A 22,421-nucleotide genomic window follows, 5' to 3' on the forward strand; every position below is an offset into this window, starting at 1 on the left:
ATAAACTACTATTCTTCGTGAACGCAGTCATCACATTTGTTATGGTATGCTTCGTGTTGCTCATCAATTTCTTTCCCACAGTGCGCACAAGTTTTCGTCGGTAAATTTCTGAAAAACTCCATTGGTTGATCGATCATGTCAATCCCTCCATTTCCATTTCTTACTATTATTGTATTAGTACAAAAAATAAAAGTCAACAACTGTTTTATAACAAAATTGAAAATTAATGAAAAAGTTTAGGAAATGGATTATAGTTAACAATGTAGAATGTAAGTGAAACATGCATTCCTACTCGGTTTTAGAAAGGATGGATACATATGAAAATGACTGTTGTCGGCTTTTGGGGCGGATTTCCAGAAGCGGGAGAAGCAACGTCGGGGTATTTGTTTGAACACGATGGTTTTCGTTTACTTGTAGACTGTGGTAGTGGTGTACTAGCACAGCTTCAAAAATATATAACACCATCTGATATAGATGCAGTTGTACTGTCACACTATCATCACGATCATGTTGCGGACATTGGGGTATTGCAATATGCGAGATTAATTACGAGTGCAACAACAAGGCAACTACCGGAATTACCAATATACGGTCATACGTTTGACGAGAATGGATTCCATTCTTTAACACATGAACCACATACGAAAGGAATCGCGTACAATCCAGAAGAAACACTTCAAGTTGGACCGTTCTCGATTTCGTTCTTAAAAACTGTTCATCCTGTTACATGCTTTGCGATGCGTATTACAGCTGGAGATGGTGCTGTAGTATACAGCGCTGATTCAAGTTATATTCCTGAATTCATTCCATTCACGAAAGATGCTGATCTTTTCATTTGTGAGTGTAATATGTATGCACATCAAGAGGCTGCAAAAGCAGGGCATATGAATAGTACAGAAGTAGCAAGTATTGCAAAAGATGCGAATGTAAAAGAACTTTTATTAACGCACTTACCGCATACAGGAAACCCATCTAATTTAGTAACAGAAGCAAAACAAATTTTCAGTGGCCATATTACGCTAGCGCATAGTGGCTACGTATGGAACTCATGAGGTGATACGATGTTATTTATTGATAATAAAGGAATTACAGATCCTAGAATAAACTTAGCGATTGAAGAATATTGTGTGAAAAATTTAGATATTAACGAAACATATTTACTGTTCTACATTAACGAACCTTCGATTATCATTGGTAAAAACCAAAACACAGTAGAAGAAATTAATGCAGATTACGTAAAAGAAAAAGGTATTCATGTCGTTCGTCGTCTATCAGGCGGAGGCGCAGTATATCATGATTTAGGAAACTTAAACTTCAGCTTTATCACGAAAGATGATGGAGATAGTTTCAGCAACTTCAAAAAATTCACAGAGCCTGTAACGAAAGCGCTTGGTAAATTAGGTGTAAATGCAGAACTAAGTGGTCGTAACGACATTTTAGCTGAAGGAAGAAAAATTTCAGGTAACGCGCAGTTCTCAACGAAAGGTCGTATGTTCAGTCACGGTACGTTACTATTTGACTCTGAAATCGATCACGTCGTATCAGCACTGAAAGTAAAAATGGATAAGATCCAATCAAAAGGAATTAAATCAATCCGTAGCCGCGTTGCGAACATTACAGAGTTCCTAAACGAAGAAATGACGACAGAAGAGTTTAGACAACTTCTTCTAGAAACAATTTTCGAAGGAGAAACAGAAATCCCAACGTATGAATTAACAGAAGAGGATTGGAAAGAAATCCATAAACTTTCTGAAGAGCGCTACCGCAATTGGGACTGGAACTACGGAAAATCACCGAAGTTCAACTTACAACATTCACACCGCTTCCCAGTTGGACAAGTTGACGTTCGTCTGGAAGTGAAAAAAGGAACAGTAACAGAATGCAAAATTTACGGCGACTTCTTCGGTTCACTAGATGTTCATGATATCGAAGAGCGTCTAACAGGCGTTCAGTTCGATAAAGATACATTCACTGCAGCTTTAGAAGGCGTAGATATCGCACGCTACTTCGGTAACATTACAACTGAAGATTTCTTACATTTATTCTTCTAAAAATGAGGGAGGCTGCCATAACGGGCAGCCTCTTTTTTTGCGTAGATTGTCGCGTTTTTTCGGTAAGTCGATATATTCGAAAAATCGCGGATATAATTTCATTCACCATAAAATCACAGGACATCTGCCTCTTATAAAGGAATATATATATTCAAAAGGAGGCGGATTGATATGAAAAGGGTAATGTACGTTGTATTATTACTCAGCTTTGTCATCGGAATGACAGCGTGTAACAGTGGATCGCCCTCAAGTCGTACAATTTTGTCTATCGGAAAACCAGCGGAGGATAATGTTATATATTTTACGCATACAGATAACAAACGAAAGATACATGATATACAAGACATGTTTCAAAATAAGAAGTGGAAAAGAAATGAAACATTCAGCACTGTTAATAAAACGCCAGATGTCGTCTTATCAATAGATGAAAACAACAAAGGGTTACCGACGTTATATGTTACCGTGTATTTTCATGAAAATGGAGCGGACGTTTTGAATTTGTATGGGGAGTATACGAGCTTAAATAAAGAGGAACTTGAAAATCTTAGAAAAAAGATGAGTGCATATTATCCTAAAATGATTTTTGGTCTAGTGTTATAAATTACTTGTAAATAAAATCCCCTTATTTTTCCAAATTAAACTAAGAGAAGGTGATCTGTCTATATGCAGTTAATAGAATATCACTTGCCACTTTAATTTTCTTTTAATATAATTAATTTAGAATTTTTAAATATTCTAAATTTTATAAAGGTGGGGTTTTTGTGAATCTCGTTCAATCTTTGGCTGAAACGGCAAAAAAGAAGGGGGAAAAACCGGCTTATATATTTATGGATCAGTCGGTCTCATATGACCAATTAAACAAAATGGTCACAAGGTTTTCTAGCAATTTAGCAGAAATGGGCATTGGAAAAGGGGACAATGTCGCATTAGTTGTTGGGAACTCACCACATTTTTTGGTCGGTTTATACGGAACAATGAAAGCCGGAGCAACTGTTATTCCAGTTAATCCAATTTATACAGCAGACGAAATGCATTACATTTTACAAAATGGAGATGTAAAAACAATCATCGTACTCGACGTCTTTCTACCTGTTATACAATCTCTTACAACAAGACTTCCTTCATTAGAAAACATCATCATATGCGAAACCTCATCAGATTTTAACCATACAGAAACCGAAAAAATGAAAACGTTTACTAGTTTTGTGGGGGCTGGAGATTTACAATACGAAGGCCCTGAACTAGATGAAGAGGATGTAGCGGTTATCCTATACACTTCAGGTACAACTGGAAAACCGAAAGGCGCTATGCTCACACATAAAAATTTATATAGTAATGCGAATGATGTTGCGTCTTATTTACAATTTACTGCTGACGATCGCGTCGTTGCGGCACTGCCAATGTTCCATGTATTCTGTTTAACAGTTGCGGTAAATGCACCGATTGTGAACGGAGCAACGATTTTAATGTTACCGAAATTTAGTCCGAAAGAAGTATTCCGTATTTGTCGTACGTACGAACCAACGATCTTTGCTGGCGTACCGACGATGTACAATTATTTATATTTATTTGAAGAAGCAAGCGCAGAAGATGTGAAGACGCTTCGCCTTTGTATTTCCGGTGGTGCATCGATGCCTGTTGCTCTTCTGCAAAACTTTGAAAAACGTTTTAACGTTATTGTTTCAGAAGGATACGGTTTATCAGAAGCATCACCAGTTACTTGTTTCAACCCGCTAGATCGTCCTCGTAAACCAGGATCAATTGGCACAAATATTTGGCATGTAGAAAATAAAATTGTAAATGAACTTGGGGAAGAAGTACCTGTCGGCGCAGTCGGCGAATTAATCGTTCGCGGACCTAACGTTATGAAAGGATACTATAATGCACCAGAAGATACAGCTGCGACATTGAAAGACGGCTGGCTATATACAGGTGACTTAGCGAAAATGGATGAAGAAGGTTACTTCTATATCGTTGATCGTAAAAAAGATATCGTCCTAGTTGGCGGTTATAACGTATATCCTCGTGAAGTAGAAGAAGTATTATATACGCACCAATCAGTAGCTGAAGTTGTTGTAATCGGTGTTCCTGATGAAAACTTAGGAGAAGCTGTGCGAGCGTACGTCGTTTTGAAGCAAGCAAACGTAACAGAAGAAGAACTAATGCATTACTGTACGTTACATTTAGCGAAATATAAAGTGCCGAAAAGCATTGAGTTTTTAATAGAATTACCGAAGAATACGACGGGTAAATTGTTAAGAAGAGCATTGAGAGAGAAAGCGATGCAAGTGTAATGAAGAAAAGGTCCCCTAAAAGATATTTTAGGAGACCTTTTCTTTGTTTATCGTAATAACTTTTTCTCATATGAAATGTAGTAGGAAGTTTGTATATATAATAGCGGAGCGTGTTCAAATAACTATTTGGTACTAGTAGTAATGAAGATATTCTTCCTACTTTCTTACATGAAATTTTTAATTTTGGATATTTGTATCATATGTTTCTGCAACAAACACAAAGTCTACATGCTCTTTATCAATAAAAATACTTGTTTTAGATGGAAGACCTGTTATGGTAGAAACAATATCAACCTCAACAAGGTCAAATCCTACACGATAAGCATCTGCAATTTCAATTCCACCAGTTAGAAAATGCAATCCATCCCCAAATGACTTAAATACAAATACATTTTCTTTCAAACTTTTATTATCCATTTCAATCCATTCTTCGTTAATATAAATCTTAAATGTCGTGCACTTTGGAACACACTCGATGTGATGTATCCCTTTATAACTATTAAGCGAAAACATATAGGTATGAGTTTCTTTAAAGTTAATATCTATCCCGTATTTAAAAGCAAAGGTTTTATATACCATTTCATAAAACAATGGCATTACAATATCATCCCATGCGTCATAGGCAAAAGCATGAATTGGTATTAGATGAGGATATAAACTTACAATCGCTTTTTGAAAATTAAGTAAGATGGTTGTATCTGTAATTTCTTTTAAAGAATCATCTATTTCATGGTCATAATCTTTCGAAATTCTGTTATCAATCATATGAAAAACTCCTTACATAGTCTTCTATATACTACGTTTTTCCGCATCATCAGTTTGTGCCTTCTTCAACTAAATTGCAAGTTTAACCGATGATTCCAAAAAAGCCCTTGTCTTATTTTATCAATTGTTAAATGTATTTATCTTTAAACTTCAATACGAAGATTAAACATGAAGGTGCGGGCGGAAAAGTAACAGAAACAAACTTTGTATATGACCCGATTAACCAATTATTAAATGAAGCACTACCAAACGGAACAACTAAATCATACACATATGATGGATTTGGAAACCGTACAAGTGTGAAAGTTGTAGAGAATGGAAAAGAAACAAAATCTATAGCGGCAACATTCAATGAAGGAAATCAGCTTGTAAAATTCGGAAACGAATCGTTAACGTATGATGCGAATGGCAATCGTACATCTGATGGAAAGTACAAGTATACATGGAATGAAGATGACCAACTTGTAGCGATTACAAAACAAGGTGAAAGCAATGCATTCGCAACTTATAAGTATGACGAGGATAATCGTCGTATTGAAAAGAGTGTAAATGGTCAAGTAACACGTTATTTCTATGATGGAGACAGCATTAACCCATTATATGAGACAGATGGTAGTGGAAATGTTCTTCGTCAATATGTATACTCAACAAGTGGCGCGCGTCTAGCGATGAAATCAAAAGGACAAACGTTATACTACCACTACAACCCTCGTGGTGATGTCATTGCGATGACAGATCAAAATAGAGAAGTTGTAGCAACGTATGAATATGATTCGTGGGGTAACGTATTAAAGAGTGATACAAAAGGTATCGCGACAGAGAATCCATTTGGATATGCGGGATACATGTATGATAAAGAAATTGGCATGTATTATTTAATTGCCCGTTACTATAATCCAGATCATGCGGTGTTCTTATCGGTGGATCCTGATCCAGGTGATGAAGATGATCCGGTTACAATGAATGGGTATACGTATGTAGATAATAATCCAGTAATGTTGATAGATCCAGATGGTAATATACCTGTTGCTCCACTTGTAATAGCGGGTGCAAGGATGGCTGCCCCTCATATAGCACGTTATGCAGCAAAACAAGCAGCAAAACAAGCAGCAAGAAAAGCGAAAAAAAGAGCTACATTAGCAGCTAATAAAAGAGCAGGAGCAAGGGCTGAGGAACTTGCAAAATCGGCATTAAAGAAAAAGGGATATGATGTATTAGGAAGTCAAGTTAGTGTTCGTACTTCTAAAGGTATTAGAAGGGTTGATCATTTAGTTAGAACACCTCGTGGCAAATTACTGGCGGTAGAAGTTAAAGCTGGTAATGCTAGAAGAACTGCGATGCAGTTAAAAAAGGATAAGCTAATGAGGAAACAGGGAGGAAAGATTATAGGGAAGAATGCCCCTCGTAGATTGAAAGACCAAGTTCGTAAAATACGAACCGTTGTTGTCACCCCTAAGTAAGGAGGATAGTTATTATGAATAAAAAAGAACTAAAATTAAAGTTATTGCAAGGTCTAGGTGAAGCATTAAAAGAAAAAGGTTATAAGACTAGAACTACACAACAAGACCTGGTGAAAAAATTTGATAAAGGAAAAATCAGTATACATTTAGCCTTTATCAATCACCCAGAAGATTTTCATGTGACGGTGGATGTGGGAATTCGGTTTGACGAATTAGAAAATATGAAAAATCAATGGGATGAAGGTTTAACAATTAAAGAGAAAAAGGAAACCTATACGATTGGGGTTGAGTTAGGGAATTTAGTCCATAGGGAGCAAAAAAGGTGGCGTGTTGAAAAGGAAGAAGATATTTTACCTGTTACTATGGATATTTTAAAAGAAGTTAAGGAATACTTCATTCCATATATTGATAAGTATGTAGATGTGGAAAATGTATTTGATTTATGTGTAAGAGATGATGATGAGGCTGGATTAATAGGGACAATATTTGATGGGGCTCGAGCACAAAATGCTATTGGATTAGCCTTGTTATTAAATAAAGAAGAGATGTTAGAACAAATCATTGAGAAAAAGAAAGAGTATTTAAAGACGAGGGATAAATTTGAATTGGAGTTATTTGAAAACTTTCTTTCTAATATGAATCTAGGATAAACCAGGTTAGTTATTCATTTTCGTGAGTATAGTGGGGTTAATTGTTTATATCTGGTTTTTCTGGCTGGAAAAACATTAAACTCTAGATTTTCTATTAATTATAAATATTAGTAGCCCCTAGAAGGAAACATTCGACGTTTTTATGATTAGACATAAACTTCGAATGTAACTTATAGGGGTTTTTATTTACAGGTTTTATAATGCTGGAAAGTCCATATCGAATTTTAGTGCCTGCGAGTGATGATGGTGCACTGTAACCTTGAGCAGTAGCGATAGACTTAGCCTTTGATAGCAAAACCCCCACAGAGTTTAGTCAACTTACCTTTTTAAAGAGTCTATCAAAGAATTATTTATTTTTATAAATTAAATGATTAAGAACCATTATTTCGATTATGAAAAAGAAGTATTATTATAAAATGCTAGAGAGACGCTTTTTATTAATTTAATTTATTTGAGTTCAATTATATTATGTGAAATAGGAGTGAGAATTTTGTTCCAAACGATAATTTACGATAAAGCTAAATATCATTATGAAGGAGATTTCCCACAAGAACTACCGATGGAGCAAGCATTTGTACATACTGGAATGTTCTTAGGTTGGATTATTGATAATAATTTATTTAGTGATGAATTTTTAGAAGAGACTGAAGAGGAAATTAATAAATTTAAGCTTAGAAAAATGACTGGAACTCAAGTTTATATGTTCTGGGATGGGGTTTTAAGCGATGACATGTTAAATGATGAAGGGAATCAATTTGCAATAGATTATTTTGATTTTGAAAAAGGTTTATATTTAGATGATTATGATGATGTATTTTTAGAGTGTGATACATTATATCAAGTGCAAGATACTTGGGAAAATTACTTTAAATTAAAAGAAGTAATTGATATTAGGTATACAGAATGGAAAAAACTTAAAAATAACGGGTAAAGAGGACTTTAAGTAATGGAATATTTTTTGTTCCAAATGAAGGTTTATTATATGCTGTAGAAAGAGGAGAGAAATAATGAAATTCCCAAAAGATGAAGATGGACAAGTATTAAATATGTTATACAAGCAAGGTATAGATTTTAATAAAAAACATATAGTAGATTTCTTTATTGCAATTCCTGATCAAGGTAATGGAGAAAAAATAATTGGCAGACTACAAGAGCTGGGCTTAAATTGTGAATTAGATTATAATGAAGAATTTGAAGATTGGACATGTACTTGTTCTAAAGAGATGTACTTAGTTTATGAGGATATCGTAAAGATGCAAAAGGAATTGAATAAACTGGGTGAAGAGTTTGGTGGATATACAGATGGTTGGGGTGCATTTGTGTAATGTTGAATTTATTTATAGTGATAAAATAAATTAGACGGAGTAAAGAAACTATTTATGGAAAGAAGGGCTTATATAAGTTCTTCTTTCTTTGTATATATTAAGATATCTTAGTGATAGAAACGTATATGATATGTGGGCGGGGGGCTATTGGTAAAAGCCCGATTGGTAAGGGCTAATTAAAGTTTCACTTTATATAGGTTTTGAGAGAGTAAGATATAAGATATATTGTTTGTAGCGGAGATCTTGAAGGAAGGGAGCGTGTGATAATTGGCAATGACGGATGAACAATTCGAAAATTATCTTGTTATGTGTTATGACAAATTAGAAAGTAAACAGCAAAAATTCATTTCAGATTATAATATCTATAACTTTGATGAGTATTGGTATGATCAAGATCAATGTATATTACAGTTTAAAAAAAATGGTCAAGTGTTACTTGAATTTAGTGTTGTTTTTATAGGGTCTTGGTCTGGAAAGAGTAACAGTTGGATGTGGTCTTGGGCTAATGAGAATGTGGCTGATTATGCAAGAAGTAAGTCTAACTGTTTGAAAGATTTACAAAAGATTACAGGAAGTGAGGTTTTTATAAATCCACTTTTTGAATGCGTTCAAGAAATGGCGTATGAGCTAGCAGCCTTTTCGATTGAATATTTAGATGCAGAAGGAATGTATATGGCACCAGGTGAGAGAAGTGATGTATTTATGGCTGTTATGTCACCGCGTGCATTGTGAGTAGAGCATATGAAAAATATAGATAAGGTAAAATGAATAAGGAGTACAGTTTAATAAATTAATAAAAGGTATCATAGGTCCCCGATGCATGGTGATAAATTTAAAGGAGTGAATTATATTGCTTGAAGTAAAGTTTTACGATTGGAAAAAAACGTCCTAAAAAACATTATTTGCTTGTACATGAAATTAGAATTTTCGAGCTGATTTTCTCAAAGAAAGTTAGCGAGTTTGAGATGGGATTAAGAGAGATTGAAAAAGTAACTGTCTTTTGTTTAGCTAACGAAAACACTGATATTTCATATGAAGTGAATAGAGCTTTGGGTGAAATTCGTATATATGTTCCATATGATTTTATGGATTTTTTAGCATTAAATTCAGTTGAAGAGAAATACAAAGAGTTTTGCAAATTAGTACGCCAATATGTTGTCCTTGGACTTGAAGAAAACTCTACTCTTTCATCATCTGTTGTTAAAAGGTATATAGAGGAATCTTTAGATGAAATTGTGAAGCAAAACTATGAAGGAATATTTTTAGTTGGGAAGACACCTAAGAAAAGCCCAAGCCGTAAGAAGATAGCGATATTAAAAGGAATTCATCGTGTTAAAGGTTTCCAGCTACGATGTGAAGTGTATGATGAAAAGGGATTAAAGATTCGAGATCAACTATTGGTGGAAGAGGTAGGGAATGAAATAGTATATTCTAGATTCTTAGGGACATTAAAATGGGAAAGTGAAAATCTAATAGTAGTTCAATCTAAATCCAGTAGTTGGAAAGAAGAAATCTATCTTTAATAACAAGGTTGTATAGTAGAAAGAGGGTTGTAGAGCATAAATGAATTTTTTTCGAAAAGATAAATTAAGTGACATTCAGAAAAAGTACTATGAACATTTTGGAGAGCCGATTCAATTTGTTAATTATTATAGCTGTGGATCGGTTATGTATTTTCAAACGGATGATACGCTTTATTATGTTAATTTACTGAATGTATGAGGTGATAAATGTGAATGAACGTTTAAAGAAAATAGCAATGTTAAGAGAAAAGGTCGAGGAAAAGGCTACTAGAGAATAGTTTTTAATGTTATGTCCGTCTATAAAAGAATTTGAGATTATTAGCGGGAAGAAAATTGCTTCATTAGTAAACTTTTTAATTGATGAAGCACCGAATCCTATCAAAGTTATGAGTAAATTAAATGCTGAACAAGTTATCAATGAAATAAAAGAATTTGAACGTGAATTAACTAGTTTATTGTCTAAGAAGATTATTCTATGGTATGCACATGAAAATTGGGACTTTGGTGTGCAATTAGAATTAGAAGATTTCATGTTATATACAAAAGAAGTATTACATTTCATTGGATATGATGATGCTCAAAGATCATTAATTTATTCTAGCCTTATTGTAGTAGATGAATCTATGAGAAGTGGTTTTACTTTTCTAAAGAATGAGTATGATCTTGAAATAGTACTATGGAAAGAAGGCTGAATGTATTAGAGTGTTTTGAAACAAATTGGATGAATGGTTGGGTTTATTATTAGAAGAAGTGGTACGTGTTTTAGTGTGATAGAAAGAAAAAGAGAGTCTTCAAGGGATATGTATAAGAGAGTAAAGGAGAGGAAATATGTCTTTTTATAAAAAGGAAATAAAAGGGGATAAATTGATTATAAGTGACGAAAGCATTGATATTTTAATGGATGCTTTTCAAAATAAAGGTGAAGAGATGCCTAAAAATATATCATAGAATTTCATAGCGACGGTATTACTCGCGGGATCTTATTATGAATAAGTAAAAAAACGAAGAGTTTAAATAGCCCTTCGTTTTTTTTACTTTATTTTTTCTCTACTAATTTCTTATTCTTCCAATCTAGTGTGAACAATTTATTAAATGTTTTTTGATCAACGTCTTTTACGTTGTTTCCAACCCAGTTTGCAGTTCCGAATGTGTAGCCTGGACGAAGTTGGTAATCGTCGGCGTGTTTTGTATAAGCGACTTGTAAGTTAGATTGATCTGTATTTTTTTCAGAGATAACAACAGCGATCATACCAGGAGAGAAACCGCTATTTGTTAGCGCTGGAAGTTGATCCATCGGTATTAAATTACCTTTTGCATCAGATTCATATAGGTATGTGCGAGAGTACATGAAAAGTTGGTTTCCATATAAAGAATGATAGGAGTCACGTGTGTAAATACCCCAGTTTTGATTGTTATATCCGTTAAAGAATACGTTCCACTTTACGTTTTTGTTTGTTTGGTCAATTAAATTTGTTTTATAACTAGTTTGTTTATAGCTTACAGAGTCAGACCAAGTGACTTGACCAGTTGCACCAGCTTCACCGCTAGGGCCATTAGGCGTTACAGAAGCTTTAACAGAGCCACCAAGTTGATAAGATACGCTAGATGTTACAGTCGTTTCTTCTACAGCATTTGTAGGTGCTACGTTAAAGAAACGAGCGCTGTTATCTTGAAGGTTAAATGCAACATCATATTGTGAAGGATAACGTAATGTTGCACTAGCGCCAGGGATTGGGTAGTTATCAATAGGTGCATCACTTATAGTAGGATTTGCTTTTAGAAAACTACCAGTTGTATTAATAACGGCAATCTGTTTATCAGCGCTTGGGTCATCGATAAAAGTTACCTTTAAAGACATTGTCATATTATCAGCTTGATCATTATTAAATGTATTATAGCTCGTATGTGTTTTTGCGTTTTGTCCGATATCTGTTACAACTTGCGATGTTGTTTGAGCATAAGCAGCAGGTGTTGAAAGAGTTACAGCGCTACTAGCAAAAACAGCGGATAATGCTAAACATTTTAAGTATGTTTTAGAACGTTTCATACAATCACTTCCTTTTATCTTTGTCGATATATGTCGTATTACATTTATATCGTAACATGAAAATAAAACGGAATGGATGGTTATGCATAATTGCATAGATGAGTTTTGAAGGATAACGATAATAGCATTTTATCAATCCTTATTAAGGAAATTGATGTGATTTTATTTTATCCCGCTATTTGCTGGGCAGTAAGACCCCCACCTCAAAATGCAGCGAAAGCAAAGAAGTTAGGTGGGGGATGAATAAATCCCCACTGATTAAAGTTTCATTTCATATATTCCTCCTAATCAATTCTCCAACTTGCGTCGCAACAAACGCAACATCACTATCAATTTCATCCAACACGTAAGACTCTAAAATGCCCATTACAGCTGTTCCTAAAAATTTTAAGATGATATGTTTATCGATGTTTTTATTTACTGATGTGTCTGTATTTAACTTTTTCTCTATTTCACCCATGATGAAAGTTAGTAATTTTTTTTGAAATGATAAGGTGCTGTTACTTCTAAATAGTGCCGCAAAAAATGGTTTGTGTTCTTTGAAGTATTCAAACCATATGATTGTTCCTTCTATAAATTCTTTGTTTTGCTTCTCGTAGCATATTTCTTTTAATTGGTCTAAATGATCGTCCACAATTTTATCTAATAAATTGTACTTATCTAGATAGTGTAAGTAAAACGTTTTTCTTCCGATGTTTGCTTTTTCGGTAATGTTTTTAACTGTAATTTCATCAAATCCATCTGTAATTAACATTTCTATAAATGCCGATTGAATGGCGTTTTGTGATTTTATAATTCTTCTATCGATTTTCTCCATATCGTGTTCCTCCGTTGTTGATACACATATTTCTTTATGTGTGTATTATCACCCAAATGCGTAAATGTGGTCATTGAAACAAGGTTCTACTCATTTTATTATAAATATACACACGAGTAATAACTCTCACAAGTGTAAAAATAATAATAATAAGATAAGGGCGGTTTTATATATGGCAGTTACGAAGGAAAATATAAGATTTTATGCAAGAGGTTTACAAGTTACAGGTATTTTGAACATTCCTGAAGGTGCTGAGGAAAAGAAACAAAATCCATCGATTGTTTGTGTGCATCCAGGTAGTAGCTGTAAAGATCAAACAGCAGGATTGTATGCCGAGAAGTTAGCGGAACAAGGATATGTAACGCTTGCGTTTGATGCGTCATATCAAGGTGAAAGTGAAGGTACACCGAGATATATTGAAGAGCCAGCTGCGCGAGTTGAGGATATTCGCTCAGCAGTAGATTATTTAACTACTCTTCCTTATATAGATGAAGAACGTATCGGTGTGTTAGGTGTTTGTGCAGGCGGTGGTTATGCGGTAAATGCTGCGATGACAGAGCGCCGCATTAAAGCGGTTGGTACAGTTGTTGGTGCAAATATCGGTCGTTTAAATCGTGAGTCTAACCCGATTGGTGTGTTAGAGGCAATTGGTAAACAACGTACTGCTGAAGTACGCGGAGCAGAGGAAATGATTACAAATTGGATTCCTAAAAATCAGGAAGAGTTAGTAGCAGCGGGTATGACCGATATAGATATTGTAGAAGCAGTTGAGTATTACACAACGCCGCGAGGGCAAAGTGTTAACTCTCCAAATAAGTTAAACTTTACGAGTATGGGATCGGTAATTGGTTTTGATGCGTTCCATTTAGCAGATACGTTATTAACGCAGCCGCTGCAAATTATTGTCGGCAGTAAGCAAGGTGCATTTGGTTCTTATAAAGATGGTCATGAGCTGTATGAGAAAGCAGCTTCAGAGAAAAAAGATTTACTTGTTGTGGAAGGTGTGAGTCATTACGATTTATACGATCAACCAGAACCAGTAAGAATTGCAGTTGAAAAATTAACAAGTTTTTATAAAGAGCATTTGTAAAAACAATGTTGATATAAATGGTGCCTATAGTTGTTAGATACAAGTCTAACAACTATAGGTTTTTACTATGATGAGCGAAGTGCTTAATATTTACGTTATAAGTGCATAACAAGTTATAATAGAAGAAATCAATAAGGAGGCTGGCTGTGAAGAATCTTCGTTATCTCAATATATTTACGATATTAATTATATACACACTACTTATGTTTTACATTGGCTGGAACGGCTGGGTTTGGCTTCATGCGGTATTTGGCTGGGAATCTTGGGGATATTACGCTTTCGTAGTCGGATTTATTTCATATGCGTACATTCTCGTGCAAGTGTTTAAGTTTCTGCCATTTCTGCGAACGATAGGTTCGATTTGGTTTGCAGTTATACAATATGCGCTTATGTTGTTGCCATTAGCTAATATTATGGTCTTTCTTTTACAGTTTTCAGCAGAGAAAGAAGCGGCAATTATTTGGACAGGGGCGGCTGTGATAGCTGCATTTATCTTTATCTTTGCGTATGGAGTATTTAATGCGTATAGTCCGGTAGTAAGAAAGTACGAGGTGCACATACCGAAAAAGGTAGAGGGGCGTAAAAGTTTACGCATTGCGATGGCTTCTGATATGCATTTCGGTAAACTGTCTGGCGTTTCGCATTTAAAAAGACTTGTTCGTCATGTAAATGAGATGGAACCTGATATTATTTTACTGCCAGGTGATATTATCGATGATCATCCAGGTGTGTTCATTCAAAAGAATATGGGACCAATCATGAAACAAATGAAAGCACCATTAGGCGTATATGGCGTATTAGGAAACCATGAATACTACGGTAGAGCGGTTCCAGAGTTTTTACAAGAGATGGATAAGATTGATATTCGTATTCTTTTAGATGAAGTAATTACAATTGAAGATGACTTTTATCTCGTTGGAAGAAGAGATAAAACAGAGCGAGATCGTCAAAGCTTTGAACAATTAATGAGTACGGTAGATAAATCGATGCCTGTTATCGCAATGGATCACCAGCCATTTGAGTTGAAACAAGCAGCAGCGGCAGGTGTAGATTTATTATTATCCGGTCATACGCACCGCGGACAAATGGCGCCCAATCATATTGTAACGAGAAGAATGTACGAGCTAGACTGGGGATACGCACAAAAAGGCGCGTTCCACGCAATTGTTTCTTCTGGATTTGGGTTTTGGGGACCACCGCTTAGACTTGGTAGTAGGTCGGAGATTGTGCAGGTAGAAGTTACATTTGAATAGGGGTTATGAAATAGAGAGCTGATGGCTCTCTATTTTTTTTAATAAAAACAAATAACAATAAATATTTATGTTGGTGCTAATTTCATAAAAGAGATAAGATTATAAGACTCGATCAAAATAAAGGGGGATTGTAAGTGATCATATCAGATGTACTATACGGAGAATTTGAAGTGGATCAAGTAGTAGAAGAATTAATTTCAAGTAAGTCTATGCAAAGGCTAAAAGGTATTCATCAAAATGGCGCAAGTTACTTAATGAACGAGAAATGGAATGTAACGCGCTTTGATCATTCAGTTGGTGTTATGTTATTAGTTAAAAAATTAGGTGGTTCAGTAAAAGAACAGATTGCTAGTTTACTGCATGACGTATCGCATACTGCTTTTTCCCATGTGATTGATTACGTTTTTGATAATGAAGATGAAAGTTATCATGAAGAGATATTTAGTTCTGTTGTGAAAAACTCAGAAATTCCAGCGATTCTTGCGAAGTATGGTTATAACTATGAAGATATTTTGTTAGATGATTCGAAATGGACGTTACTCGAAAGGTCAGCACCAGAATTATGCGCAGACAGAGTGGATTATACATTACGAGATATGTATACATATGGGTATGTTTCTTTAGAAGAAGTTCACAGTTTTTTAGAAGATGTCATCGCTGTAGATGGGAAAATGGTTGTTCAAAGTGTCGAAATGGCAGAATGGTTTACAGAAACGTATTACAAGGAAGTAATCGATTTCTTTATGGAACCAATGAATATTTACGGAAATGATATGTTAGCGAAAACGTTAAAGGTAGCTCTTCATAAAAGGATTATTCATGCAGATGATTTTCTTCTTGAAGATGAGGAGCTTATTTCGAAATTGCAACAATGTAATGACCCCGAAGTAGAAGCTTTATTAAGCAAAGTTCATCGAAATGTAAAAGTAAAAGAAGATAGAAACGATTATGATTTACATCAGAAAAATAAAGTGCGTCTTATTGATCCGCCGTTACTTCGTGAAGGAAAAATCGTTCAGTCGTCTGTTGTGTCAGAAAACATAAGACAGATGAGTGATATTGCTTATGAAAAAGCGGTGAGAGGGATGTATGTGAAATTGATTTCGGAATAAAAAAGAAGTAGCGCATCTTTTTTAGAGCGCTACTTCTTTTTTATTAATTATCAAACCAATTCCAAATCTCAATATCTCCAAGAGTCGCATAACGTACGTGCGGGGAGTTTTGTAATTTTAATAACTCTTTCGATGGGCCAGTAATAACAATTCCGTATACTTTTACACCGTTATCCTTTACATATTGATAACGTTTATCTAAGTTTAGTTCTTTCTCAGAAAGCGCTGCTATTTTGCTTACCGTTTTTTTATGGATAGAAAGGACGCGCATCATTTCGGTTACTTTGTCTTCTTGCGTTTTCCGCCCGTCAGTTTCATTATCGAGGAATCTTACATGTTCTGGAAACCCTATAGCTTCTCCGCCATGTAGGATATAGTCATCTACATTTTTTCTTTCTTGTCCTGTATCTAAAGCGTACCATACAGGAGTTGGAGGGAGTTCTTGTGCCTCGAATATGCTATATAAAAGCGGTTCTAATTCTTTTAAAGTGTAAGCTTTATCAAAAGAAATTGCTACTTCTGCAACGGTTCCATCATGTACTTTTGCAAGTGTATCCCATACTTTTTTTGATGAATCCTTTAAATAATCACCCTGCTCTGTTTTGGGATGAACAAAGAAGAGTTTTGGTTGATAGAACGGATTCATCCAAGTTTGCTTCGTGATATCTACAGATGATAAGAAGCTTTTTGTTTCTATTGTACCAAGTGGCATTTCTTTTTTACCGACGGTTCTTACTAAATCAAATTGGCTATTTGTACGGAAAAAAGCTTCTACACTTGTTCCGCCTCCCATAACGCGGCTATTTGGGATAGTTGCTTCAAGTGCCAGCGAAGGAACCTCTCTAATTTCTTTTAGCCTTTTATCATTATTAGCTTGAAAATAAAAGGCTGATAATACCCCGCCGATTATATAGATAACGATGCAAATTGATAATATAAAACCAAACGTTTGTAAACGATGTTTCCACTTAATTCTCCAAAAAGGAATTTTAAGATCTTTTGGAGGTAACTTTTTCTTAATTGGTTCTGTCTTTGTTAACAGCTCATCTAAGTAAGCTTCACACTCTTCACAAGACTCAATATGACTTTCTAACAGTTCTTGTTCATCATGTGTGAGCGTTCCGGTTTCATACTTCTTCCATAGTTTTTTAAATTCTGTACAGCCCATCTGTATCACTCCTTTATGCTTTTTATTTCTTTTCGTCCCCTGTGTAATTCAATTTTCACTTTCGCTAATGAGAGACCAGTCATTTCTGCTATTTCCTTATAGGAGAATCCATAGTAATCTCGTAGTAGCAGGGCATTTCGTCGTTCGAGCGGAAGAATGGATAAACTTTCTAACCAACTAGCAATCTCAAATTTTACGAAATATGCATGTTCTGTACTTGGAACGTTTGGTAAATGGAATTCTGCAACTTCTGTTGTTTTATATTTCTTTTCTTTACGATACCAATCGATAAAGGCATTGTAGGCAATTGTAAATAACCACGGCCTAATTTCTTCTCCTTTATAATAATCAATATGGACGAGCATTCGGTAAAAGGTTTCTTGCATGAGATCTTCCGCATAGTGGGAATCTCCGGTTAGGGAGAGAAGATAGCGAAATAAATCTTGCATATGCTCGGAGTAAATGTCTTCTAATGATTGTTTGCGTTTCACTACATTTCCCTCCCTTCATACATAACAACGAAATACATATAAAAAAGTTACAATTTTTTATGGAATTATAGTAAAAAACGTCAAGAATTGGATAGGATTCTCTTTTATCATAATACATATAAGGCGGGTGAACAGAGATGGAAAGCTATGAAACACAAATTCAAAGGTCAATTGATTATATTGAGGAAGATGTAATGGAAAAACAGACGCTGTGTAATTTAGCACGTATTGCAGGTTTTTCTGAGTCGCATTTTCATCGTGTATTTCAGGCATTAGTAGGTGATACAGTAATGGAGTATGTTCGAAAGCGGAGGTTAGCCCGGGCAGCTTATCAACTTTCTCATACGGATGAAAAAGTTATTGATATCGCGTTTGAGCATGGCTTTCAATCTCACGAAACGTTCACGAGAGCCTTTAAGAAATTATTTCAAATGACACCGAGTGAATATCGAAAACAAGAAATTGAAACACCGATGTATTACAGAGTGAATGTAAAGCAAAGAAAATTAAATCCGTATTTAGGAGGCATACAAATGGAATATCGTATTGTAAATAAACCAGAATTTTTAATGGCAGGTTATGAACTGAAGACGACAAGTAAAGAAGGGAAAAACCATCAAGACATCCCAGCATTTTGGCAAGAATATTTACAAAAAGATCTTGGAACAACGATTCCGAATCGTAAAGATACGAGCCAATGGGTAGAGCTTGGATTATGTACTGATTTTAATTTAGAAACAGGGGACTTCACTTATATTATCGGAATGGAAGTTACAGACTTTGAAAATGTACCAAATGAAATTGCAAAGCGTACTTTCCCTGCAGCAACATATGCAGTATTTACAACGCCGAAAGTTCCTCATAAAGAAATGGTATCGTCTATTCACCAAACTTGGAATGCAGTATTCTCAGAATGGTTCCCGCATTCAGGATATGAACATTGCGGAGTTACAGAGTTTGAACTGTACGATGAGCGTTGCCACGAAGATAAGAGTGAGTTTGCACAAGTAGAGCTTTGGATACCGGTGAAGAAAAAATAATAGGGTAAGAGCGAATCATTGGGAGATGGTTCGCTTTTTTATAAAGGGGGAAATAGGAAAATATTCAAAAAACTAGAATGTGTATCTATACATACGAAGAATATAGAAAGGTCAGTTTCTTTCTATCCCGCTATTTGCCGGGCAGTAAGATCCCCACCTCAAAATTCAGCGAAAGCAAAGAAGTTAGGGGGGATCAACTGCCCGTAAAAGCCCGATTGGTTCAACTAATAATCAGTGGGGGATGAAGAAGCCCCCCACTGATTAAAGTTTCACTTTATAAAGAAATGGGAATGAAGCAAAACTGGATGATAGAAAGAGAATTAGAAGAAGGGGTTATTTGGACGTTAATAGGATTGAAGTTTCCAGATGAGAAAAGTTCGGAGTTAGTAATAAGCAATCACCCGGATATTAATTTTACGGAAGTCGAAGTATTAGTAGAAGATGTACAACAAACGTATGAAAGTTTAAAAGATAATAAAGATGTAAAGTGGATTCGCGAACCATTTCCAACAGAATCAGGACATGTTGCAGTAATGGAAGCACCTGATGAGAATGTATTTGTGTTAGTAGGGAAATAGCTCAAATATGGAGTGACCTTTCATAGTGAGTTATGAAAGGTTATTTTTACTTTGTATAGTAGTAGAGGAAGTAGGTTAGTATTGTAAATTTTTGTCGGTAAGTCGATATAATTTGAATTGCGCCGATATATTTCGGAAATCGCTGATATAATTCGAGTTGCGCTGATATATTCAAAAAATCGCCGATATAATTTCATATATCGCTAAAACACCTCAAAAAAACGATCCACATAATTTCAATTACCGCAAAATTCTTCTAGAAAAGAAAAAAGACGCTACATAGCGTCTTTCCTACGAACGAAACGGAAACACAAGAATAATCGTCGTTCCTTTTCCGAGTGCACTATCAACGGAAATTGTCCCGTTATGAGCATGAACGAGCTGTTTTGTAATGGCTAGGCCAAGTCCAGTTCCGATGTTGCTTTCTTCTGTGTTTGTTCCGCGGTAATATCGTTCAAATAGAAGTTCTTTCGTTTTTTCATCCATTCCTTTTCCGTCATCCGAAATGGAGAGTATAAAGGAATTGGCGTTTTGTGATAGTTTTACGATGACAGTAGTTGTTTCGTTATTATGTTTTACAGCATTTACGAGTAAGTTTTCGATAATACGCTGGAACCATTTTTCTTCAATGAAATATTGAATTTTATTTGAGCTCGGTACGAATTCAATATTTTGATTTTGAAGTGTTGGATTATTAATAAATTGCAATAATACTTTTTGGACGAACTGATTAATTTCAACGTTTACGTGCTGTGCAGGAAGGCTATTATTTTTTAATTGATACGTTAAGCTTAAATCATCAATTAATGTCGTCATATATTGAGATTTCTCTTTCATAACACTACCAAATTGTTGAATATCACGATCGGTCCAGTTGTATTGATTCGATTCTAGTAATAATGCGTAGCCATATATAGAGCTAAGTGGTGTTTTTAAATCATGCGTTAGACCGGTAATCCATTCTTCTCGTGTTTGCTGAAGTACTTGCCTCATCGCATCATTTTTCTTGAGTGTAATAGAAAGGTGTTCTAGTGAACTTGTCACATCTCTAAACAAACGGAATGACCATTTTTCTTTACCAGATCGCCGGAACCTGACAGGCTTTCCTTTTTTACTAATAGGTTCTTCATACTTTCCACCAGCGATATTTTTAAGCCAGCGCATCGCATGTAATAACGGTTTTCCGAATTTATTACCATACCAAATAGAAAGAATGACTAAATAAACAAATACGATAAGAAGGATTAATCCGCATCCAATGAGAAACTTCTTAGTAAATACATCTTCAATTTCGTCATCTGGGTAGTAGTGATCATTTTTTGCAGTTACAACGAGAAGGTTGCCACTATTTGCATCGTAAAAGCTAGACGTGTTTTCTTTATGATTCCAAGGTTCTTTTTCATTAAGGGCGATTTGTATTGCTGAAAATGTTTTTTTCTTTCCGGTTGTATAAGAAAAAACCTCTTCGCCATTTTGATTAAATATTTGAAGTGCTGCTTTTTCTTTAGACAGTAACTGTTTTTCTTGATCTGTTAATGTGAACGAATCCATTGTTAAAGAGGAATGCTCCTTTTGAATTGCTGTTAGTAAAGCATTGCTTTTTAACATACCACCATAAATAACAAGTACTTTCTTTTCTTCTAATTCAATTTCCCAATATGTAAATTTATAATTACTTTCGATATGATGTTGTATATATGCGACTAAAGATGTCTTCGTATAAGCATTCGGAACATCATTTGGTGTATTAAAGTGGTAGAGGATTTTTCCGTTTTCATCTACAACTTGGAGCCAATCATTTTTCTCCTTTATTAAATCTTGCACTTCAGATTGTAATGAAATATGCCCATCTTCTGAAGAGATGTATCTTGAAATTGTAAAACTATCAGAATCTGGAATGTTAGGTTCGTATAAAGTACTAGTAAGAAGAAAAATTAAATAAGTAAAAGCAGCAACTACAGCGATAAGTAATGTAACTAAAACAAAAACGTGTTGCATGATAAATTGAATAATAAGTCGTTTATTAAAATTCATATCGTCACCCTACTTTGTAACGAACTTATAACCAAGGCCGCGAACAGTTTTTATATATTCTGGTTTACTTGGATCGTGTTCAATTTTTTCACGTAGTTTTCGAATGTGGACCATAACAGTGTTGTCATCGCCATTATAGGCAGGTGCTCCCCAAACTTTTTCGTATATTTCCTCTTTCGAAAATACGTAGTTCGGATTCTCGCAAAAGAAGAGTAGTAGTTGAAAGAGTTGAGCGGAACATTCGACAATGTGACCATCCACTGTCAGTTCTGCAGAGTGTTGATCAATTTCAAATCTTCCAAATGAAATCGAGTGTGATTTTTGTTCGTGCGGTACTGCTTGTTTCATATGTCTCCGAAGCTGTGCTTTCATGCGTGCTACTACTTCTAATGGATTAAAGGGCTTCGTAATATAATCATCCGCACCGTATGAAAATCCAGATATTTTATCTAAATCAGATGCTTTTGCTGATAGGAAGAAAATGGGACAATCTGTTTGTTGGCGAATGATTGGACAAATATCAAAACCAGATTGTCCAGGAAGCATTACATCTAAAATAATTAAATCGTAATTGTTTTCCTTAGTTAGAGATAAAGCTATTTCAGCTGATGTTGCAGTTGTAATATGAGAAAAACCTTCTTTTTCAAGAATGGTAGTTAGTAATTGTAAAATTGCTGTTTCATCATCAACGAGTAAAATATTTGCTTGGTACATAAACATCCC

At 35.0% G+C, this 22,421-nt stretch carries 22 protein-coding genes and 3 pseudogenes; 17 read left to right on the forward strand and 8 right to left on the reverse strand.

Annotated elements, in window-relative coordinates:
- Positions 1 to 8: 8 nt before the first annotated feature.
- Positions 9 to 137 carry a protein YhfH gene (yhfH, locus tag ASE54_RS34685; RefSeq protein WP_000567010.1) on the reverse strand — a complete coding sequence of 43 codons (129 nt, stop codon included), beginning with the start codon at positions 135 to 137 and terminating at the stop codon, positions 9 to 11.
- 180 nt (positions 138 to 317) lie between these two features.
- Here yhfH and ASE54_RS17655 point away from each other — a divergent pair, with 180 nt between their 5' ends.
- The 4 genes from ASE54_RS17655 to ASE54_RS17670 all read left to right on the forward strand — a co-directional run bounded on the left by ASE54_RS17655 (position 318) and on the right by ASE54_RS17670 (position 4,345).
- Entirely contained in the window at positions 318 to 1,052 is a 735-nt protein-coding gene (locus tag ASE54_RS17655) for an MBL fold metallo-hydrolase (protein ID WP_000784672.1), read from the forward strand.
- Between the two features lie 9 nt (positions 1,053 to 1,061).
- Positions 1,062 to 2,051, forward strand: a complete 990-nt coding sequence (locus ASE54_RS17660) for a lipoate--protein ligase (protein WP_000897261.1) — start codon at positions 1,062 to 1,064, stop codon at positions 2,049 to 2,051.
- Positions 2,052 to 2,222: 171 nt separating this feature from the next.
- A complete protein-coding gene (locus ASE54_RS17665) occupies positions 2,223 to 2,651 on the forward strand; it encodes a hypothetical protein (RefSeq protein ID WP_000832634.1) in 429 nt (142 codons plus the stop codon).
- Between the two features lie 161 nt (positions 2,652 to 2,812).
- The gene (locus ASE54_RS17670; RefSeq protein WP_001055197.1) at positions 2,813 to 4,345 is read left to right on the forward strand and encodes a fatty acid--CoA ligase family protein; all 1,533 of its coding nucleotides are present in this window, start codon (positions 2,813 to 2,815) and stop codon (positions 4,343 to 4,345) included.
- A 177-nt stretch (positions 4,346 to 4,522) separates the two neighbouring features.
- Here ASE54_RS17670 and ASE54_RS17675 read toward each other — a convergent pair whose 3' ends face one another.
- Positions 4,523 to 5,110, reverse strand: coding sequence for a hypothetical protein (locus tag ASE54_RS17675; RefSeq protein ID WP_000566763.1), 588 nt, complete (start codon positions 5,108 to 5,110; stop codon positions 4,523 to 4,525).
- 155 nt (positions 5,111 to 5,265) lie between these two features.
- On the opposite strand from ASE54_RS17675, the pseudogene ASE54_RS17680 reads away from it, so the two are divergent.
- From ASE54_RS17680 to ASE54_RS37115, 8 genes and pseudogenes are all read left to right on the forward strand, one after another.
- A pseudogene (locus ASE54_RS17680) lies at positions 5,266 to 6,570 on the forward strand (RHS repeat-associated core domain-containing protein); the annotation flags it as partial.
- A 14-nt stretch (positions 6,571 to 6,584) separates the two neighbouring features.
- Positions 6,585 to 7,220 carry a hypothetical protein gene (locus ASE54_RS17685; protein WP_001034371.1) on the forward strand — a complete coding sequence of 212 codons (636 nt, stop codon included), beginning with the start codon at positions 6,585 to 6,587 and terminating at the stop codon, positions 7,218 to 7,220.
- 490 nt (positions 7,221 to 7,710) lie between these two features.
- Positions 7,711 to 8,151, forward strand: coding sequence for a hypothetical protein (locus tag ASE54_RS17690; RefSeq protein ID WP_000487868.1), 441 nt, complete (start codon positions 7,711 to 7,713; stop codon positions 8,149 to 8,151).
- A 76-nt stretch (positions 8,152 to 8,227) separates the two neighbouring features.
- A complete protein-coding gene (locus tag ASE54_RS17695; RefSeq protein ID WP_000671652.1) occupies positions 8,228 to 8,545 on the forward strand; it encodes a ribonuclease E inhibitor RraB in 318 nt (105 codons plus the stop codon).
- Between the two features lie 267 nt (positions 8,546 to 8,812).
- Positions 8,813 to 9,277 (forward strand): DUF6882 domain-containing protein, encoded by a 465-nt coding sequence (locus ASE54_RS17700; protein ID WP_001251761.1) that lies wholly within the window; start codon positions 8,813 to 8,815, stop codon positions 9,275 to 9,277.
- Between the two features lie 118 nt (positions 9,278 to 9,395).
- Positions 9,396 to 10,068 (forward strand): annotated as a pseudogene (locus ASE54_RS17705) (hypothetical protein).
- A gap of 40 nt (positions 10,069 to 10,108) precedes the next feature.
- On the forward strand, positions 10,109 to 10,267 hold the full coding sequence (locus ASE54_RS36400) for a hypothetical protein (protein WP_001008988.1): 159 nt from the start codon (positions 10,109 to 10,111) through the stop codon (positions 10,265 to 10,267).
- A gap of 10 nt (positions 10,268 to 10,277) precedes the next feature.
- Positions 10,278 to 10,760: pseudogene (locus tag ASE54_RS37115) on the forward strand (hypothetical protein).
- Between the two features lie 344 nt (positions 10,761 to 11,104).
- On the opposite strand, the gene cytK2 reads toward ASE54_RS37115, so the two are convergent.
- Positions 11,105 to 12,115, reverse strand: a complete 1,011-nt coding sequence (gene cytK2 / locus ASE54_RS17715; protein WP_000830629.1) for a beta-channel forming cytolysin CytK2 — start codon at positions 12,113 to 12,115, stop codon at positions 11,105 to 11,107.
- Between the two features lie 271 nt (positions 12,116 to 12,386).
- Positions 12,387 to 12,932, reverse strand: a complete 546-nt coding sequence (locus ASE54_RS17720) for a TetR/AcrR family transcriptional regulator C-terminal domain-containing protein (protein ID WP_000410996.1) — start codon at positions 12,930 to 12,932, stop codon at positions 12,387 to 12,389.
- A 172-nt stretch (positions 12,933 to 13,104) separates the two neighbouring features.
- Here ASE54_RS17720 and ASE54_RS17725 point away from each other — a divergent pair, with 172 nt between their 5' ends.
- The 3 genes from ASE54_RS17725 (at position 13,105) to ASE54_RS17735 (ending at position 16,387) form a co-directional block, all read left to right on the forward strand.
- Positions 13,105 to 14,022 (forward strand): alpha/beta hydrolase, encoded by a 918-nt coding sequence (locus ASE54_RS17725; RefSeq protein WP_000301540.1) that lies wholly within the window; start codon positions 13,105 to 13,107, stop codon positions 14,020 to 14,022.
- A gap of 146 nt (positions 14,023 to 14,168) precedes the next feature.
- Positions 14,169 to 15,275 carry a metallophosphoesterase gene (locus ASE54_RS17730; RefSeq protein WP_000793748.1) on the forward strand — a complete coding sequence of 369 codons (1,107 nt, stop codon included), beginning with the start codon at positions 14,169 to 14,171 and terminating at the stop codon, positions 15,273 to 15,275.
- A 134-nt stretch (positions 15,276 to 15,409) separates the two neighbouring features.
- Entirely contained in the window at positions 15,410 to 16,387 is a 978-nt protein-coding gene (locus ASE54_RS17735) for an HD domain-containing protein (RefSeq protein WP_000587072.1), read from the forward strand.
- A 43-nt stretch (positions 16,388 to 16,430) separates the two neighbouring features.
- Here the strand turns inward: ASE54_RS17735 and ASE54_RS17740 are convergent, their stop codons facing one another.
- A complete protein-coding gene (locus ASE54_RS17740; protein ID WP_000501947.1) occupies positions 16,431 to 17,555 on the reverse strand; it encodes an anti-sigma factor in 1,125 nt (374 codons plus the stop codon).
- Between the two features lie 5 nt (positions 17,556 to 17,560).
- Positions 17,561 to 18,046, reverse strand: coding sequence for an RNA polymerase sigma factor (locus ASE54_RS17745; protein WP_000823979.1), 486 nt, complete (start codon positions 18,044 to 18,046; stop codon positions 17,561 to 17,563).
- A gap of 137 nt (positions 18,047 to 18,183) precedes the next feature.
- Here ASE54_RS17745 and ASE54_RS17750 point away from each other — a divergent pair, with 137 nt between their 5' ends.
- Entirely contained in the window at positions 18,184 to 19,086 is a 903-nt protein-coding gene (locus tag ASE54_RS17750; protein WP_000446815.1) for an AraC family transcriptional regulator, read from the forward strand.
- Between the two features lie 257 nt (positions 19,087 to 19,343).
- Positions 19,344 to 19,664 (forward strand): glyoxalase/bleomycin resistance/dioxygenase family protein, encoded by a 321-nt coding sequence (locus ASE54_RS17755; protein WP_043333423.1) that lies wholly within the window; start codon positions 19,344 to 19,346, stop codon positions 19,662 to 19,664.
- Between the two features lie 291 nt (positions 19,665 to 19,955).
- Here the strand turns inward: ASE54_RS17755 and ASE54_RS17760 are convergent, their stop codons facing one another.
- Positions 19,956 to 21,698, reverse strand: a complete 1,743-nt coding sequence (locus tag ASE54_RS17760; RefSeq protein WP_001010455.1) for a HAMP domain-containing sensor histidine kinase — start codon at positions 21,696 to 21,698, stop codon at positions 19,956 to 19,958.
- A 9-nt stretch (positions 21,699 to 21,707) separates the two neighbouring features.
- Entirely contained in the window at positions 21,708 to 22,412 is a 705-nt protein-coding gene (locus tag ASE54_RS17765) for a response regulator transcription factor (protein ID WP_000283858.1), read from the reverse strand.
- Positions 22,413 to 22,421 lie beyond the last annotated feature (9 nt).

Origin of the sequence: Bacillus sp. Root131, from assembly GCF_001429475.1 — a bacterium.
Taxonomy (GTDB): Bacteria; Bacillota; Bacilli; order Bacillales; family Bacillaceae_G; genus Bacillus_A; species Bacillus_A thuringiensis_S.

What these genes read in the sequence shown, in the direction of transcription:
- yhfH (WP_000567010.1), bottom strand. Translation starts at nt 137, where the DNA reads ATGATCGATCAACCAATGGAGTTTTTCAGAAATTTACCGACGAAAACT.
- ASE54_RS17655 (WP_000784672.1), top strand. Translation starts at nt 318, where the DNA reads ATGAAAATGACTGTTGTCGGCTTTTGGGGCGGATTTCCAGAAGCGGGA.
- ASE54_RS17660 (WP_000897261.1), top strand. Translation starts at nt 1,062, where the DNA reads ATGTTATTTATTGATAATAAAGGAATTACAGATCCTAGAATAAACTTA.
- ASE54_RS17665 (WP_000832634.1), top strand. Translation starts at nt 2,223, where the DNA reads ATGAAAAGGGTAATGTACGTTGTATTATTACTCAGCTTTGTCATCGGA.
- ASE54_RS17675 (WP_000566763.1), bottom strand. Translation starts at nt 5,110, where the DNA reads ATGATTGATAACAGAATTTCGAAAGATTATGACCATGAAATAGATGAT.
- ASE54_RS17685 (WP_001034371.1), top strand. Translation starts at nt 6,585, where the DNA reads ATGAATAAAAAAGAACTAAAATTAAAGTTATTGCAAGGTCTAGGTGAA.
- ASE54_RS17695 (WP_000671652.1), top strand. Translation starts at nt 8,228, where the DNA reads ATGAAATTCCCAAAAGATGAAGATGGACAAGTATTAAATATGTTATAC.
- ASE54_RS36400 (WP_001008988.1), top strand. Translation starts at nt 10,109, where the DNA reads ATGAATTTTTTTCGAAAAGATAAATTAAGTGACATTCAGAAAAAGTAC.
- cytK2 (WP_000830629.1), bottom strand. Translation starts at nt 12,115, where the DNA reads ATGAAACGTTCTAAAACATACTTAAAATGTTTAGCATTATCCGCTGTT.
- ASE54_RS17720 (WP_000410996.1), bottom strand. Translation starts at nt 12,932, where the DNA reads ATGGAGAAAATCGATAGAAGAATTATAAAATCACAAAACGCCATTCAA.
- ASE54_RS17725 (WP_000301540.1), top strand. Translation starts at nt 13,105, where the DNA reads ATGGCAGTTACGAAGGAAAATATAAGATTTTATGCAAGAGGTTTACAA.
- ASE54_RS17740 (WP_000501947.1), bottom strand. Translation starts at nt 17,555, where the DNA reads ATGGGCTGTACAGAATTTAAAAAACTATGGAAGAAGTATGAAACCGGA.
- ASE54_RS17750 (WP_000446815.1), top strand. Translation starts at nt 18,184, where the DNA reads ATGGAAAGCTATGAAACACAAATTCAAAGGTCAATTGATTATATTGAG.
- ASE54_RS17760 (WP_001010455.1), bottom strand. Translation starts at nt 21,698, where the DNA reads ATGAATTTTAATAAACGACTTATTATTCAATTTATCATGCAACACGTT.
- ASE54_RS17765 (WP_000283858.1), bottom strand. Translation starts at nt 22,412, where the DNA reads ATGTACCAAGCAAATATTTTACTCGTTGATGATGAAACAGCAATTTTA.